General features: G+C 39.2%; 17 protein-coding genes. 12 read left to right on the top strand and 5 right to left on the bottom strand.

Translation table 11 applies throughout. The features are described from left to right. Positions 1 to 49: 49 nt before the first annotated feature. Positions 50 to 1,537, bottom strand: coding sequence for a bifunctional 3-(3-hydroxy-phenyl)propionate/3-hydroxycinnamic acid hydroxylase (locus tag ACZ5QH_RS17855; protein ID WP_004817311.1), 1,488 nt, complete (start codon positions 1,535 to 1,537; stop codon positions 50 to 52). A gap of 47 nt (positions 1,538 to 1,584) precedes the next feature. Then, positions 1,585 to 2,436 carry a fumarylacetoacetate hydrolase family protein gene (locus ACZ5QH_RS17850; RefSeq protein WP_303577539.1) on the bottom strand — a complete coding sequence of 284 codons (852 nt, stop codon included), beginning with the start codon at positions 2,434 to 2,436 and terminating at the stop codon, positions 1,585 to 1,587. A gap of 123 nt (positions 2,437 to 2,559) precedes the next feature. On the opposite strand from ACZ5QH_RS17850, the gene ACZ5QH_RS17845 reads away from it, so the two are divergent. Both ACZ5QH_RS17845 and ACZ5QH_RS17840 read left to right on the top strand, forming a co-directional pair. Next, complete coding sequence (locus ACZ5QH_RS17845; protein WP_303577538.1) at positions 2,560 to 3,105, top strand: VOC family protein; 546 nt, start codon at positions 2,560 to 2,562, stop codon at positions 3,103 to 3,105. Positions 3,106 to 3,117: 12 nt separating this feature from the next. Further along, positions 3,118 to 3,867 (top strand): IclR family transcriptional regulator, encoded by a 750-nt coding sequence (locus ACZ5QH_RS17840; protein ID WP_303577537.1) that lies wholly within the window; start codon positions 3,118 to 3,120, stop codon positions 3,865 to 3,867. A gap of 326 nt (positions 3,868 to 4,193) precedes the next feature. On the opposite strand, the gene ACZ5QH_RS17835 is transcribed toward ACZ5QH_RS17840, so the two are convergent. The 3 genes from ACZ5QH_RS17835 to paaZ form a co-directional block, all read right to left on the bottom strand. Then, positions 4,194 to 5,435, bottom strand: a complete 1,242-nt coding sequence (locus tag ACZ5QH_RS17835; RefSeq protein WP_303577536.1) for an OprD family outer membrane porin — start codon at positions 5,433 to 5,435, stop codon at positions 4,194 to 4,196. A gap of 20 nt (positions 5,436 to 5,455) precedes the next feature. Next, positions 5,456 to 6,832: an MFS transporter gene (locus ACZ5QH_RS17830; protein WP_303577535.1), complete on the bottom strand. Its 1,377-nt coding sequence runs from the start codon at positions 6,830 to 6,832 to the stop codon at positions 5,456 to 5,458. A gap of 781 nt (positions 6,833 to 7,613) precedes the next feature. Continuing rightward, entirely contained in the window at positions 7,614 to 9,683 is a 2,070-nt protein-coding gene (paaZ, locus tag ACZ5QH_RS17825) for a phenylacetic acid degradation bifunctional protein PaaZ (RefSeq protein ID WP_303577557.1), read from the bottom strand. 304 nt (positions 9,684 to 9,987) lie between these two features. On the opposite strand from paaZ, the gene paaA reads away from it, so the two are divergent. The 10 genes from paaA (at position 9,988) to paaK (ending at position 19,429) form a co-directional block, all read left to right on the top strand. Further along, positions 9,988 to 10,929 carry a 1,2-phenylacetyl-CoA epoxidase subunit PaaA gene (gene paaA, locus ACZ5QH_RS17820; protein WP_151802502.1) on the top strand — a complete coding sequence of 314 codons (942 nt, stop codon included), beginning with the start codon at positions 9,988 to 9,990 and terminating at the stop codon, positions 10,927 to 10,929. Positions 10,930 to 10,965: 36 nt separating this feature from the next. Next, on the top strand, positions 10,966 to 11,256 hold the full coding sequence (gene paaB / locus ACZ5QH_RS17815; protein ID WP_004817294.1) for a 1,2-phenylacetyl-CoA epoxidase subunit PaaB: 291 nt from the start codon (positions 10,966 to 10,968) through the stop codon (positions 11,254 to 11,256). Positions 11,257 to 11,267: 11 nt separating this feature from the next. Next, positions 11,268 to 12,023 (top strand): 1,2-phenylacetyl-CoA epoxidase subunit PaaC, encoded by a 756-nt coding sequence (gene paaC / locus ACZ5QH_RS17810; RefSeq protein ID WP_303577534.1) that lies wholly within the window; start codon positions 11,268 to 11,270, stop codon positions 12,021 to 12,023. 28 nt (positions 12,024 to 12,051) lie between these two features. Beyond that, positions 12,052 to 12,552, top strand: a complete 501-nt coding sequence (paaD, locus tag ACZ5QH_RS17805; protein ID WP_209827587.1) for a 1,2-phenylacetyl-CoA epoxidase subunit PaaD — start codon at positions 12,052 to 12,054, stop codon at positions 12,550 to 12,552. 52 nt (positions 12,553 to 12,604) lie between these two features. Continuing rightward, positions 12,605 to 13,663, top strand: a complete 1,059-nt coding sequence (locus tag ACZ5QH_RS17800) for a 2Fe-2S iron-sulfur cluster-binding protein (protein WP_303577533.1) — start codon at positions 12,605 to 12,607, stop codon at positions 13,661 to 13,663. 25 nt (positions 13,664 to 13,688) lie between these two features. Next, positions 13,689 to 14,459 (top strand): enoyl-CoA hydratase-related protein, encoded by a 771-nt coding sequence (locus ACZ5QH_RS17795; RefSeq protein ID WP_303577532.1) that lies wholly within the window; start codon positions 13,689 to 13,691, stop codon positions 14,457 to 14,459. Further along, positions 14,459 to 15,250 carry a 2-(1,2-epoxy-1,2-dihydrophenyl)acetyl-CoA isomerase PaaG gene (gene paaG / locus ACZ5QH_RS17790; RefSeq protein WP_303577531.1) on the top strand — a complete coding sequence of 264 codons (792 nt, stop codon included), beginning with the start codon at positions 14,459 to 14,461 and terminating at the stop codon, positions 15,248 to 15,250. Before ACZ5QH_RS17795 ends, paaG begins: the two co-directional genes overlap by 1 nt. Before the next feature lie 2 nt (positions 15,251 to 15,252). Next, complete coding sequence (locus ACZ5QH_RS17785; protein WP_303577530.1) at positions 15,253 to 16,806, top strand: 3-hydroxyacyl-CoA dehydrogenase; 1,554 nt, start codon at positions 15,253 to 15,255, stop codon at positions 16,804 to 16,806. Positions 16,807 to 16,816: 10 nt separating this feature from the next. Beyond that, complete coding sequence (gene pcaF / locus ACZ5QH_RS17780; protein WP_303577529.1) at positions 16,817 to 18,031, top strand: 3-oxoadipyl-CoA thiolase; 1,215 nt, start codon at positions 16,817 to 16,819, stop codon at positions 18,029 to 18,031. 69 nt (positions 18,032 to 18,100) lie between these two features. Continuing rightward, positions 18,101 to 19,429, top strand: a complete 1,329-nt coding sequence (paaK, locus tag ACZ5QH_RS17775) for a phenylacetate--CoA ligase PaaK (protein ID WP_105713456.1) — start codon at positions 18,101 to 18,103, stop codon at positions 19,427 to 19,429. Positions 19,430 to 19,453 lie beyond the last annotated feature (24 nt).

Raw genomic sequence — 19,453 nt, 5'->3', positions numbered from 1 at the left:
CTTCCTTTGAACACTGTATGGATAGGTGACCGAAAATCACCTAGGGTTTTTACTGCGTAATCACGTCGTATAAATGTGTTGCCTTAATTAATTGTTCGATACTTTGTTGTGAAGAGGCTTTACCGAAAATATAACGGTCTGGGCGAACTAAGATGGCATGCGCTTGATTGTGATTGAGCCAATCCAAAATTTCTGCTTGCTTCGCATAGATAATACTCAGTCGTTGAATGCTATTTAGTTCAAGCTCTTCAATTTGAGCCTGATATTCAGGTAGGACAAATAGACTGAATTGATAGCCAATAGCATCATCACTCAATATTTGATTGTCCAAAATAAACTGTGGAGCAATTTGACCATTGATCTCATCTGTATTTTGAATAAACCCTGCACCCAGTCTTGGTGTTGGGGTAATGAAGTTCTTGAGTTGAGAAACTTGTTGTTGATACTCATGATTTGCACAATAATTTTGGATAATTTTTCCAAAATTAACAGCACCTTGAATGAATTCTTTGACATGAGACATACGTTCAGTATGGTAACTTTGAACCAGTTCAAAAGATTGATCCTCTCGTACCAATTCATTGAGTTTCCAAGCTAAATTTGAAGCATCACGGATACCTGCAGCCATACCTTGTCCCATAAATGGTGGTGTTTGGTGTGCAGCATCACCAGCAATGATCAAACGATTTTTGCACCATTGTTTTGCCAGCAAAGCGTGGAAGGTATAGACTGTAGCGCGCTCAATTTCGGCATTTTCAGGCTGTATATAATCTGCTAATAATTTCCAAATGGTTTCCGGCTGAGTGAGTGTATTTACATCATCTTCAGGCATCACCATGATTTCCCAACGTAGTCGTTGGCCTAAGCCTTTGATATAGCTCATTGGACGTTGAGGGTTACAGTATTGAATACTGTAATCACCCAAATCATTGGTATTATTCTTGGCAATAAAATCGACCACCAGCCAACGACTGTGCAGATTTAAGTCTTCAAAAGTTGTACCAATCAAACGGCGAATCAAAGAACGAGTGCCATCACAGCCTACGACGAATTTAGCCGTTGCTTGATATAAAATACCATTGGCTAAATTTTCAAAAAACAAAGTGCAGTCTTTGGCTTGTTCATCAATTTTAAATACTTCATGGCGTATTTTTACAGTGAGTAGAGGATTTTGTTCTACATGCTCACGTAATGTAGCTTCTAAATCAGGTTGATGAATACGATATGCTGAACTCCATTGATGCATACCTTTTTGTGTTGGGCGTTCCCAAGTAATCAGTAAATTCCCCTCAGCATCGACAAATTTCATCCCTGGTCCGGGTGCCAGCTCTTGTTGCAATTTCTCTGAAATACCAATGCTTTGAAAGATTCTCATACATTCGGCATCAAAGCGAACCGCACGAGGTAGTTGTAATATCTGCGCTTCGCGTTCAAGCACGAGGACTTTTAAACCTTGTTTAACCAATAAGTTGGCAAGGGTGACACCTGTAGGTCCATAACCCACAATGGCAACGTCATAATATTGTTTTAATTCCATTTTTTACTCCTCCTGAGTGAAAGAGGCTTTATTTGCCCCACTTCCAATTAGCCATCATTTTTTACGATGTTTTTGAGGATGCCAATTTTATCGACTTCTATTTCAACCACATCACCTTCTTGAAGCAAGATGGGAGGAGTACGTTTTAAACCAATACCGCCTGGAGTGCCGCTGACAATGACATCACCTGCGTTAAGCGGTGTAAATGTAGAAATATAGTTAATCAATGAAGGAATATCGTGAATCAATTGAGTAGTTTGCGCATGTTGTAATTCTTGCCCATTGACGCGGGTAGTCAAAGTCATGATTTCATTGGGTTTGATTTCATCTTTAGTGACTAACCAAGGACCAAAGCTACCTGTTTGGAAGAAGTTCTTGCCCGGTCCCCATTGCGCTGTATGACGCTGCCAATCACGCACAGAAGCATCGTTATAACAAGAGTAACCTGCGATATGATCCCATGCATTTTCTTTGGCAATACGACGACCACCTTTACCAATCACAATGGCAATTTCACCCTCATAGTCAAATTGTTCAGCTTCAACAGGACGAAGTAGAGGTTGATTATGACCAACTTGTGATGGTGCAAGTCTAAAGAAAATCATCGGCTTTTCAGTCACTTCTTGCTGAGTTTCTTGTACATGGTCTGTATAGTTCAAACCGATACAAAAAATTTGTTCAGGGTTTGGAATCACAGCTTCAAACTGAATATCTGCTAAAGCATAGTCTGCTGCTGCATTTTCAGCAGATTTGACGATTTCAATAAAATTGCCTTCAGCCAACAAGCTTTTTAAATCTGCATATTTATTTGCTAAATGCTTTTTTAAATTAATCACAGACTGGTCTTTAACCAAACCAAATAATTGTTGACCTTGAATGCTGAAACTTAATAATTTCATAGAAATCTTCCTTGATAAATACATATTGTTTTTAAAATTATTATCAATAATTAATAACAATTGACATAATACTGGCAAACAATATATTTTATGTCAATACTTTTATCAAATATTGAGAAAAATATGAAAGGACTTAAATTCAGCCATATTGGTATCTATGTCAACGACATTGCTAAAATGGAACAGTTCTATACTGAAATTCTTGGTTTTTTTGTGACTGATCGCGGACGTTTAAATACGCCGAGAGGGGATGTGCAATTGGTCTTTCTCAGCAGAGATCCGAAAACACACCATCAAATTGTGTTAGCAACAGGTCGCCCTGAAGCGCAAATCTTCAATCCAATTAATCAGATTTCTTTAGAAGCAGACAGTTTGGAAACTTTGCAAGAATTCTATGTGAAGTTTGTAGAGTTACAGATTTCACACTTAGATCCAATTACGCATGGCAATGCAATTTCGTTTTATGCACCTGATCCTGAAGGGAATCGTCTAGAATTATTTATCGATACGCCATGGTATGTGTCACAACCAATGAAAATTCCATTGGATTTAAACAAAACTAAAGATGATTTGATGGCTGAAGTTGAGAATCATGCCAAAAAACTTCCAGGTTTTTGCCAAAGAGCTGAATGGGAGGGTAGAATGCGTGAACTCATGGCGATGAATTAAGTTGAGCTGTCTATGTCCACATCCAATAACATGTTAAATATTTTGACTTTATTTTCGATAGAGGAGCCTGTTTTGGATGCAGACATTATTTGTGAAAAACTCAATTTTTCCAAACCCACAGGTTATCGTTATATTAAAGATTTAGTTTCACACGGAATTTTACAGCGTTTGCATGGTGGGCAATATACCTTTGGACCTCGAATTTCCGTGATGGATTATATTTCACAACAATCTAATCCCATACTACGGTTAAGTATTCCTTTTATGCTGGATATAGTTGAACAAACAGAATTTAATTGTTGTTTGACACAATTTTATGAGGATTATTGCATTGATATTCATCATGAAGGCTATAAGGAATCGTCACTATTGTCCTATGGGCGTGGTCGCCCACGACCTGCATACGCAGGGGCAGCGCCTAAAATTATTTTGGCAAATACGACCACGAAAGTTCAGAAATCGATTTTCCGAAACTTTCAGGACCATTATATTGCCAGTGAATTTGCTCTGACTGAAACTGAATTTTTAGACAAATTGAATCAAACAAAAAAACAAGGTTATTACGTCTCTAAAGGGGAGTTGGAAACTCACCTAGGTGCAATTGCTGTCCCAATTATTTATTCCAGTAAGGCATTTCCACTTGCTTTGAGTATAGTGGGGTCAGTAAAACGCTTTAATTTGATTCAAGTCGAAACGATTGTGGAGATGTTAACAAAAGCAGCGAAACACATCGAAAGTGAGTTTAAAAACGCTGAGTCATGAGTGGGATTATGATAATTCTTTGATTATTGAAAAGTCATTAGACTGACATTGGATATTAACAATAATCATGCTTTGGCAATCATTTAACTTCACGAATATACGTAAAATTTTGAAGTGTTTTAATTGATTAGAACACAGTTAAATAGAACAAAAAATTAAACTGCTTATACTTTAAAATCATTATTTCTAGCGAGGAAGAAGTTGCTCAATTAATTTTTAAATCCAGCCCTTTCAATTTCTAACGTTGATGTATAGAACTAAACCTTTTTTCCTCATCCATGCCTGATGAAATTCATCAGACATAAATTGAAGCGATTTCGATACGATTAGAATTTGTATTGATAATTGATAAAGAAACGATTTTCTGTAAAATCACTCCCATAATTTTGCTGGTAACGTGTAAATAAGTGCTGTAAAGACAGTCCTTTTAGCGCAGGTTGCTGAAAATTATAGGTGGTCAGAACATCAAGCTCGGACTCTTTATTTTTATCACCATTGCTCATTTTAATATCTCGTCCAACCGCGTACTTTGCAATGCTGTTTAAACCGAGGATGTAATCTTTAAAGTCATAACCATAAACAAAATGCCATGATTTTTCATTTTCTTTAAAAAAGCCTGTGACATTCCAGTTAATAAAATAAAGCTCAGGTAAAAAACCATCAGGCAAAGGGTAGGCGTCCCCAATAATTCGTTGATAACCAACACCTAAAGTGTGATTGTTCAGTTTCAATGTTTCCAATAAACCTACATTTTGGCTATCGATATCTAAAGCACTGCTATTATCTTGCGAATTAAAATATCGTAATTTTGAATGCAGGGCGATATTGTCAGCAATTGGGTATCGATGCTCCACACCTAAATAGTGTTTATCATATAAATTTTCTAAATGCCCATAGTAATAATTGATATTAAAATCTTTATTTACATCATAAGATAAATTCAGGTAATCCAATCCATCTGAATAATGTTTTATACCTTTCTGCGTATAAGAAAATTTATAAAAATCCTCCTCATTGCGAGGAGAATTTTTCGACACATGACCAAGTTCGACTTTAAGTTTTTCCTGAATTGGAAATTTTAAGTTCACACCTTGATAAGTCGTTAAAAGCTGACGGCTTGTGTCGATTGCGGTCATGGGTAAATTGAGCCATAACTCACCGACTCTCAATTCTGCCTGATCATATTTAAGTTTAAGTGTACCCCCATATTTTAAATAGTCTGCTGCTTGTTCTTGTTTGACTGGGTCAAAAGGCAATACGGTATCATTGACATGTTTGTCATTGCTTAGACGTACCGCATATTGCATTGAACCATCAACGCCAATTTGCAGAGGATGTTCTAAAATTTCAATAGGGGTGTCATAAAATTGTGAATGATAAAATAATGATACGCCTTGTGACCAACTCCCCGAATCTTTGACATTTTCTTGATCAAAATTGCGATCAATATAGGCATTTTTTAAAGTTAATTTCCATTCATCTTTGGCTAACGCTAGTTGTGTAAAAGCACAAGTATTAATGAATATGAGCGTAGTAAAAATCTTTGTAAATGGTGTATTGAATAACATAAGGCATCCTTGACTTAAGTTTATTTCCAGATGAAAGGTGATTTTTTCTGGGTTTCTTCAGCATCAGGTTCTAAAGCAATACCTGTACGGTCTTTAAAAATACAAATCGCTAAAAAAGCAATCACAGACATCACGGTTAAATATGCACTGACTAAATAAATGCCGTTTACTTTGCCAATTAATGCTGCTGCAATTAATGGCGCGAATGCACCGCCAATGATCGAGCCAATCGCATAAGTGATGGATATACCCGAAAAGCGAATAGAAGCAGGGAAGAGTTCAGAATAAAAGACAGCTTGTACACCATAGGTGATTCCAATACCCATTGATAATAGGGCTAAGCCTGACATGATGTAGCTATAGTTGCCTGTACTGATCAGTGGGAAAAGCATCAGAGCGGTAATGATTTGAATCAATGAACCGAAAATATAAACTGGTTTACGTCCAAATTTATCTGAAAGCACTGCAGATAACCAAGTAAAGAAGGTCCAAATAACGGCAGAAATACTGATCAAGGTCAAAATGATTGGACGCTCTAAATTCAGACCATTTGGATTGGTGGTAAAGCTTTGAATAAAGCCACCAGCAGTCATGTAGCCCAGCGCAGTTGTACCAGCTATCAATAATGCTGAGCTAAAAATGACTTTTTTATACTGTCCAAAAAGTTCACGGATCGGTTTCTGTGTGGTGCCTTTCTGCTTTAATTCCTCAAAAATAGGGCTTTCTTCAACTGAACGGCGAATCCAGTAGCCTAAAGCAAAGAGAAAAATACTGCATATAAATGGAATTCTCCAACCCCATGCTAAAAACTCTTCTCCTGGTGAAACATAGCCAGTCATGATCACTAAAACCAGTGATGCTAGTAATAAACCAAGTGGAACACCGAGTTGTGGGAATGAGCTAAATAATCCACGTTTGTGGGTTGGTGCATGTTCAACGGCCATCAATACAGCGCCGCCCCATTCACCCCCTGCGGAAATTCCTTGTAAAATACGCAGTAAAATTAAAATGATAGGCGCAATGATACCCACGCTGTCGTAAGTGGGTAATAAGCCAATCAGAGTTGTGGTTCCACCCATCATGATTAATGTAGCGGCTAGAACGGTTTTACGTCCAAACTTATCGCCAAAATAACCTGCGATAAATGCGCCAAAAGGCCGAAAAATAAAACTGATCCCTACAGATGCAAAAACCAACAGGGTGGCAAAGGCTGGACCTGCGGGTTTAAAAAACAGTTGATTAAAAACTAAGCCTGCTACAGCGGCATAAATAAAATAGTCATACCACTCTATGGTGGTCCCAACAATCGTTGCTATCGCAATTTTGCGAGTACGTGATGCCGATGAAGTGGGAAGTGCAAGCGTCGAGCCGTGCAATTCTGCTTGAGAGTTTTCCATAGCTTTTCCTTTTTGTATTTCACTTATGCTTCAATCTATTCTTGGTTTTTTGATTGAAACAAAATCCTTGTCGTATTGACTCATCATGAATCAATCGAATAATTATGCTTGAATATTTTTTAAATGGATACACTATTTTTAAAATAAAATAAAAAAGGTATCTTTTTAATTTAAATTGGTAATGTTTTAAATTTTAAATAATGATATTAAAATATTTTAAATCAAATAATTGTGAGTTTTATCGATGTTTTGGTTTTAATTTTTAATTATAATTTGATACTTAAATTAAATAAATTATAATTTTTGGTATCTTTTTAATGTCTTTTATTAAGTCTTTTGCAACAAGAAAACCCAAATAAACTGATTTGGGTAAATGTGATTTTGCAGACGAAGTTGAATCAGGTTTTATATAACTCCTTATAAGTTATATCCTCACTCAGTCATCCAATCGATTAAACTGTAATGTGTGCTGTCGTGTTATCAATCAACGTTGTATCCGTGTGAGCAATCACCTCATCTCAAGTTATTATGGTCGCGTGTAATTCCATGAATTTCATCTTTTTTAGGCAAATACATCATCACGACCAACAATGTGATTTATTAATGACTAGATTGCTGACTGAAATTGCATCTGTTCAGTATTTATTCTGGAGTAATTTATTCTGGTATAGGTTTGAAAAACTCCCCTAAAGCCAAGCTTTATCGTCACAAATGATTGAGGCTAACTTTGGAAATTTAGGGGAGCTGATTCAATAAAAATTAGTTTTAAACAAACGCTTAATTAGTCGCGATTGACTAAGGTTAAAATATCGTAAGTGGCAACTAATTCATGACGCTGGTTTTTTACTTTAATGTCCCAAACAACAACGCCGTGGGCTTTTTGGCTTGGGTCTTGTAAAGGCTTCGGAGTTTTTTGTTTACAAGTTAATTCGACTTGAATGGTATCTCCGATTTTAACAGGCTCTACAAAACGTAAATTGTCCATTCCATAGTTTGCAATCACTGGGCCTGGTGCTGCATCTACAAATAACCCTGCAGCGGCGGATACGATAAAATAGCCATGCGCAACACGATCACCAAATATTGAGTCAGCCGCAGCAATTTTGTCCATATGTGCATAGAAGTGATCTCCACTTAAGCCAGCAAAATTGACAATATCAGCTTCTGTCACAGTACGGCGAGCAGTCAATAGGCGTTCACCGATACGTAATTCATCAAATGATTTTTTAAAGGGATGAACTCGATCTTCAAAAACCTCTGAACCAATGGTCCAACTATGACCAATTTGTGTCATGGCTTTGGGTGAACCTTGGATTGCTGTGCGTTGCATATAATGTTTTACCGCACGTAAACCACCTAATTCCTCACCACCACCAGCACGACCTGGACCACCATGAACTAAGTAAGGAAGAGGCGAACCATGACCTGTACTTTCTTTGGCATTTTCACTATCTAGGATATGTACACGACCATGCCAAGGTGCAATTTTGGCAATGATCTGCTCTACATTTTCATCCGCATTGCGCACCACAGAAGCAACTAAACTACCTTCACCCCTTGCAACTAAATCAGCCAGCTCTTGAAGGTTTGCATAAGGCATTAAAGTAACAACTGGACCAAAAGCTTCTATTTGATGAATGGCCGTGGCTTGGCTTGGATTTTTACAGACTAAAACAGTCGGTGGATAAAATGCACCTTGTTCAGGATTTTCAGCTTGAATGGTGAAATCTTGACGGAGGTGGCTACCAAATACAATTTCAGCCTCTTGATTGAGTTGCTCTACTTTTTCAGCCACATCATGTTTTTGTTTTACACTGGCTAATGCCCCCATGGTGACATTTTCACGTTCAGGGTTGCCCACGACCACATTTTTTAATTTTGCGATTAACCGTGTTTGTACTGTTTCAAGTAACTCTACGGGAACAAAGGCACGACGGATTGCAGTACATTTTTGCCCGGCTTTTGTGGTCATTTCACGAAAGACTTCTCGTACAAATAGATCGGTTGTTTCCGTAGATGCGTGTTGAGTCAAAATAGCACTATTAACAGAATCTGCTTCCATGGTAAATGGAATTGAATAATGATTTAAATGCGCTGTTGCGCGTAATTTTTGTCCAGTGGATGCAGAACCTGTAAACGTTACTGTATCTTGAGGGTTTAAATGTTCGAATAAATCATAAGTTTGACCACAGATAAGCTGTAATGAACCTTCTGCTAAGATGCTACTAGCCAAAATGTCTTTGACAACAGCGTGGGTCAATTCTGCACCTTCCGTGGCTGGTTTAACGATACACGGCACACCCGCCAATAATGTTGGAGCAATTTTTTCTAACATTCCCCAAATTGGAAAATTAAAAGCATCAATATGCACAGCGACACCAGCCTTTGGGCTAAGAATATGCTTTGCGCCAAAGGTACCGTTTTTAGACAGCGGAATCCAAGCATCTTCAACCAAGGCGGTTTCATCGCTGAGTTCACGACGAACTAAACTCGAATAGGCGAATAAAGTTCCGATTCCACCCTCGATATCAATCCAAGCATCTTTACGGGTACAACCTGTTGCTTTGGCAAGTTCATAATAGCTTTCTTTGCGTTCCAGCAAATATTGAGCGACTTGTTTTAATGCATTGGCACGTTGATGAAAAGTCAGTGATGCAAGTGCAGCACCTTTTTGTTTTGCATAATCAACAATGGCTTGCGTGTTGATTCCTTGACTACTCACTTGATACATGGCTTCACCTGTTATCGCATGATAGACAGTACGGAAGTCTTGCTGAGCGATATATTCTTGTCCATAAACCAAAGAGCTTAATGTTTTAATCGCAGGCTGCGTGGTTGATTTTGTGGTCATTTCATCGGGTTCCGTATGGGGTATTGCCGTATCTAAATCAAGCATTACTCAAACTCCTTTTGTGATACGTTTTAGATGGTTTTCTATTTTTAATGACTCATAATTTGTCTTTTAAATTTTAAAATGTCAAATTTTTTTAGCTGAATATTGTGATATTAAAAATATAATAAAAATAATTTTAATTAAAACAGTTATTTGGAAAAGTAAATTTTAAAATAATTATGATACATAAAAATATGTATTGATTTTTTATTTGTATCGTTTTAATTTAAATAGCATAACACTTGGGATAAGTGAGGACACAATGAATAATCATCAACAAGATTTCGATCAATCTCTCGAAAAGGATATTTCGATTGAACCTAAAGATTGGATGCCAGATGCATATCGTAAAACTTTAATTCGCCAGATTGGACAACATGCACACTCAGAAGTTGTGGGAATGTTACCTGAGGGCAATTGGATCACGCGTGCACCAAGCTTAAAACGTAAAGCTGTTTTACTTGCTAAAGTTCAAGATGAAGCAGGGCATGCATTGTATTTATATAGTGCGGCTGAAACTTTGGGTGCCGATCGTGATGACATGATGGATAAACTCATTGCTGGGCAGATGAAGTATTCATCAATTTTTAATTATCCAACCTTAACTTGGGCCGATGTTGCTGCCATTGGCTGGTTGGTTGATGGTGCGGCAATTGTCAATCAAGTTGCGTTATGTCGTACCTCTTATGGTCCCTATGCACGTGCCATGGTGCGTGTATGTAAAGAAGAAAGTTTCCATCAACGCCAAGGCTTTGAAGCCATGATGCAGTTGGCAAATGGGACACCTGAGCAAAAACAATTGGCACAAGATGCAGTGAATCGTTTTTGGTGGCCTGCACAAATGATGTTTGGTCCGAGTGATGACAATTCTCCAAACAGCGCGCAAAGCATGCAATGGAAAATTAAACTCTTTAGTAATGACGCACTCCGTCAAAAATTTGTGGATAACACGGTACCGCAAGTTTTACAGCTGGGTTTGACTGTGCCAGATCCTGACTTACGTTTTAATGAAGCAACAGGACATTACCAGTCTGGTGAAATTAATTGGGACGAATTTTTTGACATTCTTGCAGGTAAAGGCCCATGTAATCACGAACGTATCGAAGCACGCCGTAAAGCGTGGGAAGGTGGCAAATGGGTACGTGATACCGCTGTGGTCTATGCACAAAAAAAGCAACAACAAGCTGCTGCCAAAGTTGCTTAGTTCAGTGTTTTAGTCAAATTTAATAAGGATTTTATGATGGACAATAAAAATAACTGGTCGCTATTTGAAGTTTTTGTACGAAGTAAACAAGGTTTAAGCCATCGTCATGTGGGGAGTTTACGTGCGCCAGATGCAGAAATTGCACTCCAGAATGCCCGTGATGTTTATACCCGTCGCAATGAAGGGATCAGTATTTGGGTGGTGAAATCTGAATGGATTACTTCATCTCAACCTAATGAAAAAAATGAATTTTTTGATCCAGCATTAGACAAGGTATATCGTCATCCGACGTTTTACCATATTCCAGATGGCATTGAGCATATGTAAGGGGGACGAAGATGAGTCATTTAGTATTTTCACAGTTCCTATTGCATTTGGGTGATAGCCAACTGATTTTATCGCATCGTTTGGCCGAATGGTGTGGTCATGCGCCTGAGCTAGAGCTGGATATTGCATTAGCCAATATTGGTTTGGATTTGCTAGGTCAAGCCAGAACATTGTTAAGTCTTGCGGGTGAAGAGGAAGGCTTAGGTCGTGACGAAGATCAATTGGCATTTTTCCGTAACGAACGTGAATATCGCAATTTATTGTTATGTGAACAACCCAATGCTGACTTTGCACAAACCATGGTACGCCAGTGGTTAATGGATCATTATCATCATTTGTTATTTGCTGCATTGAGCCATAGCCAACACAAAGCGTTAGCTGCATTTGCGCTGAAATCATTACGTGAAGTGAAATATCACTTACGTTTTTCTACCGCTTGGATGGAACGTTTAAGTTTAGGAACAAGCGAAGCACATGCAAAAACCAAATTAGGTTTAAACGAACTGTGGCGTTTTAGCAAAGAATTATTTGTCTTAACCACCGAAGAACAAGGCTTGGTGACTGAAGGCTTAATTCCAAATATTGAACCTTTAAAAGCGCAATGGCTGGATGTCGTAACAGTTGAACTGCAACGTTTTGAGCTTAGTTTACCTGAAACAGGGGCTTATCGTAGTGGTGCAAAACAAGGCCTGCATACCGAACATTTAGGTTTCGTTTTGGCTGAATTGCAATATATGCAACGCACTTATCCCAATATGAGTTGGTAAGTTCAGCTTTTCACAAGGAGTGAAGCACATGAATTTAATTCGACAATTTAGCGATGATTGCTGGGATATTTTACAACAGATTTCTGATCCTGAAATTCCAGTGTTATCGGTTGTGGATTTAGGCATGATTCGTGGGGTGGAGTTGAATCAGGACAATAATATTGTGGTTCGACTTACACCTACCTATAGCGGTTGCCCTGCAACAGACGTGCTGAAAGATGAAATCGTACACGCGTTTACTGCAAAAGGTTTCACACCGATTCAAGTTGTGGTGGATTTATCTGAAGCTTGGACCACCGATTGGATGAGCCAAAATGGCAAAGACAAGCTGAAACAATATGGTATCGCACCTCCAAAAGGCGAGGCACACAGTTGTGGTACGCATGTCGCATTAACCGATGGGATTGAATGTCCACATTGCCACAGCATAAACAGCAAATTATTAAGCGAATTTAGTTCTACTGCATGTAAAGCCTTATATCAATGCCAAGACTGCTTAGAACCATTTGACTATTTCAAATGCATTTAAGTTGAACATTGTTCAACAGTTTGAAAAGTTAAAATGAAAGAGGGATTTTCACATGAGTCAATTTGTACCATTAACCATAAAATCAATTACGCCTCAAACTGAGCAGGCGATTTGTATTGCGTTTGATCTTACCCCAGAACAACAACAGCGCTTTCAGTATCAACCAGGACAACATTTAACCATTCGCCATTTAACAGAAAGTGGTGAAATTCGTCGTTGTTATTCGATTTGTAGCGATGTTCAAGAAGATATGAGTATCGCGATTAAAAAAATTGATCAAGGTCAATTTTCAACTTGGGCAAATGACAATTTAAAAGCCGGTGATCAACTTGAAGTAATGCCTCCGCAAGGGATTTTTTTTCAAAAAGTTGCCAAAACTGGAGGAAAGAACTACTTAGGATTTGCCGCAGGCAGTGGAATTACCCCAATTTTATCCATTATAAAAACAGTGTTATTACAGCAACAAGCTGCCAGTTTTACTCTGATTTATGGCAATCGTACTTGGAAACAAACCATGTTTGCTGAGCAAATCATGGATTTAAAAGATCGTTTTAAAGAGCGTTTTCAATTGATCAATGTCTTCTCTCGTGAAATGAATGACAGTGCTTTATTTAATGGTCGGATTGATGCTGAAAAACTGCAATTGTTATTTAAAGCAAATCTGATTCATGCAGAATTTGATCATTGTTTTGCCTGTGGTCCCAGTGAAATGATGGAGGCCGTCGAAACGGTTTTACCTGAATTTGGCATTGAACGCAGCAAAATTCATACTGAACGTTTTAATACTGGAGCTGTGAAAAAAGCCACAGCGCAGCACATTGGCAATCGTAATGAAGAAAAAGTCAATATTGTGCTGGATGGGCGTGAGTTGATCATTGAAGTCGCCAAAGAAGATGACAGTATTCTAGATGCTGCATTACGTGCCGGTGCCGATTTACCTTATGCATGCAAAGGTGGCGTGTGCGCAACCTGTAAATGCAAAGTACTTGAAGGCAAGGTCGAGATGGCAATTAACTATAGTCTTGAACCTGAAGAACTTGCAAAAGGTTATGTACTCAGCTGTCAAGCATTGCCAACGACTCCAAATGTGCGTTTGAGTTTTGATGAATAAAACGGAATAACATTGGAGCAAAGAGATGGATTTCTTAAAAACCAGTTTAGTGAAAACAGGCGTGATGCTTATCGAGTTAAATCGCCCAGAAAAACATAATGCGTTAAATAATGCCACCTTAAAACAACTTGTGGATGTGTTGCAAGATTTAGAGCGGGACCAAAGTATTAAAACCGTTGTGATTACTGGTAATGAAACATGTTTTGCAGCGGGTGCTGATCTAAAAGAATTGGCAGCCCTCGATGTGGTGACAATCCAGCAAGATCAACGTCCGTTACTATGGAAACACATTGATGAGTTTTCAAAACCAATCATTATGGCGATCAATGGCTTTGCCTTTGGTGCAGGCTTTGAGCTCGCCTTGCATGGCGATATTGTGCTGACTGGTGAAAATGCACAATTTGCCTTACCCGAAATCGGTTTAGGTATGTTGCCTGGTGCAGGTGGTACACAGCGTTTAGCACGTTTGGTCGGACAGCAATTGGCCATGCGTTGGGCAATGACTGGGGAACGTATTTCTGCAGTGCTTGCATTACAACATGGCATTAGTAGCCAAATTTGCCCAAGCGCACTGACGGTGCAATATGCAATTGAACTGGCTGAAAAAATTGCCAAACAAGCGCCATTGGCAATCCGTGTCATTAAACAATCGTTGAAATCCATCCATGAAGTGACTTTAAGCCAAGGCTTGAAGCAAGAACGTCAGCATTTTGTCTGGCTTACGGCAACTCAAGACCGTAAGGAAGGTATTGATGCATTTTTTGAAAAAAGAAAACCAGAATTTAGAGGTGTGTGATGGATTACCAAACCATAATTGTTGAAGAAAAAAATGCAGTTGGTTACTTAACTTTTAATCGGCCAAAGCAACTGAATAGTTTTAATGAAACGATGCATCATGAAGTATCACAAACGTTAAAGGCCTGGGCCAAAGATTCAAATATTCGCGCGGTGGTGATTTCAGCCGAAGGTCGTGGTTTTTGTGCAGGGCAGGATTTAGCTGATCGAGTGGTTGATCCCAATGCAGACGCACCTGATTTGGGGGTATCGATTGAAAAATATTACAACCCATTAATCAAACTGATTACAGAAATGCAGAAGCCCGTGATTTGCGCGGTAAATGGTGTGGCTGCTGGAGCAGGTGCAAATATTGCCTTGGCCTGTGACATTGTTCTTGCCGCAAAATCTGCATCATTTATTCAAGCCTTTTGTCGCTTAGGTTTGGTGCCTGACTCGGGAGGCACTTGGTTTTTACCCCGTTTGGTTGGACGTGCACAGGCAATGGGTTTGGCAATGCTGGGCGATAAAATTCCCGCTGAAAAGGCAGAGCAACTGGGCATGATTTGGCAAAGTGTTGCAGATGAACAACTCAAAGCTGAAGCGGAAAAATTGGCTGAGCATTTGGCAACACAACCCACCTATGGCTTGTCTTTAATTAAAAAAGCAATCCATGCTGCTGCTGACAATAGCCTTGATGATCAATTGATTTTAGAGCGTGACTTACAGCGTTTAGCCGGTCGTTCCAGCGATTATAAAGAAGGCGTACAAGCATTTATGCAAAAACGTAGCCCTGAATTTAAAGGATGCTAATCATGCAACAATTCAATTTACAGCAAGCAAATGTCGCTGTTATTGGTGCAGGAACGATGGGCATCGGGATTGCCCAACTGGCTGCGATGAATGGTCATCAAACACTGGTCTTTGACCTTGATCTCAATACAGCCAAGGCAGCACTTGCACAGCTGACAGTACAACTGAATAAACGTGTACAAGCTGGAAAAATAACACAGGCCCTTGTGGACAGTATATTGGCAAATTTAACTGTGGTGGATGATATTCAGCAACTTGCGGCAGCAGGATTAATTATTGAAGCCGTGGTGGAAAATAAACAAGTGAAACAAAGCATTTTTCAACAACTTGCAGCGATTTGCTCAGAACAGACTATTTTTGCTTCTAATACCTCCTCCATTTCAATAACTGCAATAGCGTCTGTGATTCCGCAACCTGAACGTGTGATTGGATTACACTTTTTTAATCCTGCACCAGTAATGAAACTAGTTGAAATTGTACAAGGCTTAAAAACTGCCAAAGTGAATGCAGATGCTTTGTTTAATCTGATGCAGACATGGAACAAAGTACCGGTTTTAGCCAAATCTACGCCCGGTTTTATTGTGAACCGCGTGGCTCGTCCGTATTATGCTGAAGCTTTCCGTGCTTTACAGGAAAATGTGACGACGCCTGAACAGTTAGATTTCATTTTACGTGAATGTGGTCGCTTTGCGATGGGACCATGTGAGTTGACGGATTTAATTGGTCAAGATGTGAATTTTTCAGTGACACAGAGTGTTTATCAGGAATTTTTTTACGAGCCGCGTTATCGCCCCTCTCTTATTCAAAAACAACTGGTAGATGCAGGCTGTTTGGGCCGTAAAAATAAACAAGGCTTCTATAATTATCATCAAGAACAACCAACACCAGTATATCGCTTACCTGAAATGACTCAGGATAGCGCACAGAACATGAATGTGAGTATCTATGGTGAATGGGCCAATCAAGCTGATTTTATTCAGCGCCTAAAAAATCAAACGACATTCAATATCAACAAAGTTGTGTCTCAACAAAATTATATTCAAATTGATGATATTGATCTCCAACTCACGCAAGGCGAATCTGCCGATATTGTTTATACACATCAAAAAGTTGTACTGATGGATTGGCATGCAGATTGGAACAAAGCTAAAGCAATTGCAGCGACTGCATCTCCAGCATGTTGCCAAGCAGATCAAGATAAAATGACACAATTCTTTGCTGCAATTGGTGTTCATGTAATTTGGACAAAAGATCATCCTGGGTTATATGTAATACGAAGCATTGCAATGTTAGTCAATGAAGCTTGCGAGGCGGTTTTGCATGATGTCGCGACAGAACACGATATTGATGCTGCCATGAGATTTGGAGTGAATTATCCGCAAGGTCCGTTCCAATGGATGACGCAACTGGGTGCACAACAGATTTTGATGATTTTAGAAAATTTACATCAAGTTTATGGTGAAGAACGCTATCGCCCAAGTCTGTATTTAAGAAAAAAAGTTGCAGCTTCAGCTTTACCCGTAAAGCAAACACAACAATTAAAACAAGCAGGATAAGGAGTAAAAAATGGAACAAGTGTTTATTTGTGATGCTATTCGTACTCCAATTGGTCGTTATGCAGGAGCTTTAAGTAGTATCCGTACAGATGATTTGGCTGCTTTGCCGATTCAATATTTAAAACAACAACATCCTACGTTGGCTTGGGATCAGTTAGATGAGCTTATCCTTGGTTGTGCCAACCAAGCTGGTGAGGATAATCGTAACGTCGCTCGAATGGCATCATTACTTGCGGGACTACCAGACTCAGTACCTGCGATTACGATAAACCGTTTATGTGCTTCGGGATTAGATGCGATTGGTTTGGCTGCACGTGCTATTAAGTCAGGTGAAGCACAATTTGTATTGGCAGGTGGTGTTGAGTCAATGAGTCGTGCGCCATTTGTACAGTCCAAGCCAGAAACAGCTTTTAGCCGAACACCAACTATCTATGATACAACTATTGGTTGGCGCTTTATCAATCCAAAATTTAAAGCAAATTTTGGGGTGGACAGCATGCCCGAAACCGCAGAAAACGTTGCTGAAAAGTATCAGATTAGCCGTGAAGATCAGGATTTATTTGCTTTCAATAGTCAGAAAAAAACGGCAACTGCGCAACTTAATGGCGTGTTTGCAGAAGAAATATGTGCTGTAGAAATAATCGATCGTAAAAAAAATCTGACACGTATAACTGAAGACGAACATCCACGCGCAGAGACCTCACTGGAAAGTTTGGCAAAATTAAAAGCGCCGTTCCGCAAACAAGATGGTTCTGTCACAGCAGGAAATGCATCGGGGGTAAATGATGGAGCCGCTTGTGTGTTATTGACCAGTGAAGCTTTTGCAACGGCAAATCAGTTGAAACCACTTGCCAAAGTTATTGCAATGACGAGTGCAGGTGTTGAAGCAAAATATATGGGAATTGGTCCAGTACCAGCAGTACAAAAACTGCTGAAACAGACATGTTTAAGTCTGGATCAAATGGATGTCATTGAGCTGAATGAAGCATTTGCAGCACAATCACTTGCAGTAATGCGTGAGCTAGGTCTGGACGATGATGATGCACGGGTCAATCCCAATGGCGGAGCAATTGCCTTAGGTCATCCATTGGGTATGAGTGGTACACGTTTGGTGATCACGGCAATGAAAGAATTGAAACGCCGTAATGGAAAATATGCACTATGTACGATGTGTGTGGGTGTTGGGCAAGGTGTTGCGCTTATTTTGGAAAATTTTGACGCATAACAGCCACTGCAAGACCAAACCAAGGATTTTAAGAAACAGCCAAAGGATGGCTGTTCAGGGAGTAACAATATGAATAACAATACATTGGAACATTTAGAAAAAGCATCGGTTGATGAGTTACGCAATGTTCAATTCGAACGTATAAAACAAACATTGCAACATGCTTATCAAAATAGTGCCGTCTATCGTCAGAAATTTGATGAAGTTGGGGTACATCCTGATGATTTTAAAACTTTAGCAGATCTAGCTAAATTTCCATTTACCTCTAAAAAAGATTTACGCGAAAATTATCCATTTGGCATGTTTGCAGTTCCACAACAGCAAATAGTCAGAGTACATGCCTCGTCAGGTACAACGGGGCAACCCACTGTCGTGGGATATACTCAAAAAGATATTCAAGTTTGGTCTGATGTTGTGGCGCGTTCATTACGTGCTGCAGGTTTAAGTAATCAAGATATTATTCAAGTGTCTTATGGCTATGGACTATTCACTGGTGGTCTAGGTGCGCACTATGGTGTTGAGCGCTTAGGCGCAACGGTCATTCCTATGTCAGGTGGTCAAACTGAAAAGCAAGTACAATTAATTCATGACTTTAAACCCACGGCAATTATGGTGACACCATCCTATTGCTTAAATATCATTGAAGCATTGGAAAAAAGATTTGGTACTGCCAAAGAGTGCTCCATTAAAACCGGAATATTTGGTGCGGAACCGTGGACCAATGAGATGCGTAAAGAAATTGAAGATCGTTTAAGGATTGATGCACTGGATATCTATGGCCTATCTGAAGTGATGGGACCCGGTGTGGCGATGGAGTGTCTAGAGACTAAAGATGGTTTAACCATTTGGGAAGATCATTTTTATCCTGAAATTATCAATCCAGAAACAGGCGAAGTGTTGGCTGATGGTGAATTGGGCGAATTAGTTTTTACCACGATTACCAAAGAAGGCATGCCTGTCATTCGTTACCGAACCCGAGATTTGACTCGTTTATTGCCAGGCACAGCAAGAACAATGCGCCGTATGGATAAAATTGTTGGGCGTAGTGATGATATGATGATTATTCGTGGTGTAAATGTATTTCCATCTCAAATTGAAGAACAAATTTTACAAATCCCTGAATTGGTTCCTAATTATGAGATTCAAATTTGTAAACAAGGTCATCTGGATGGATTGCACATCCGTACAGAAATGCGTCAAGATATACCTCAGGAAATACACGCACAACTGTGTACTCAGCTCAAAACTAAGATCAAAACGATGGTTGGAATTACGGTAAGCATTGAAATTTTGACAGAAGGGGCATTGCCACGTTCAGAAGGTAAGGCTCAGCGTGTATTTGATTTGCGCAACAATAATCATGTTACACATCCATCAAGTACGCTTAGCCTCGGTTAATTTGAGTGTTGTTATTTGAGATTG

The organism is Acinetobacter sp. Ac8 (genome assembly GCF_055392545.1).
This window is presented reverse-complemented; position numbering and strand designations above follow the sequence as displayed.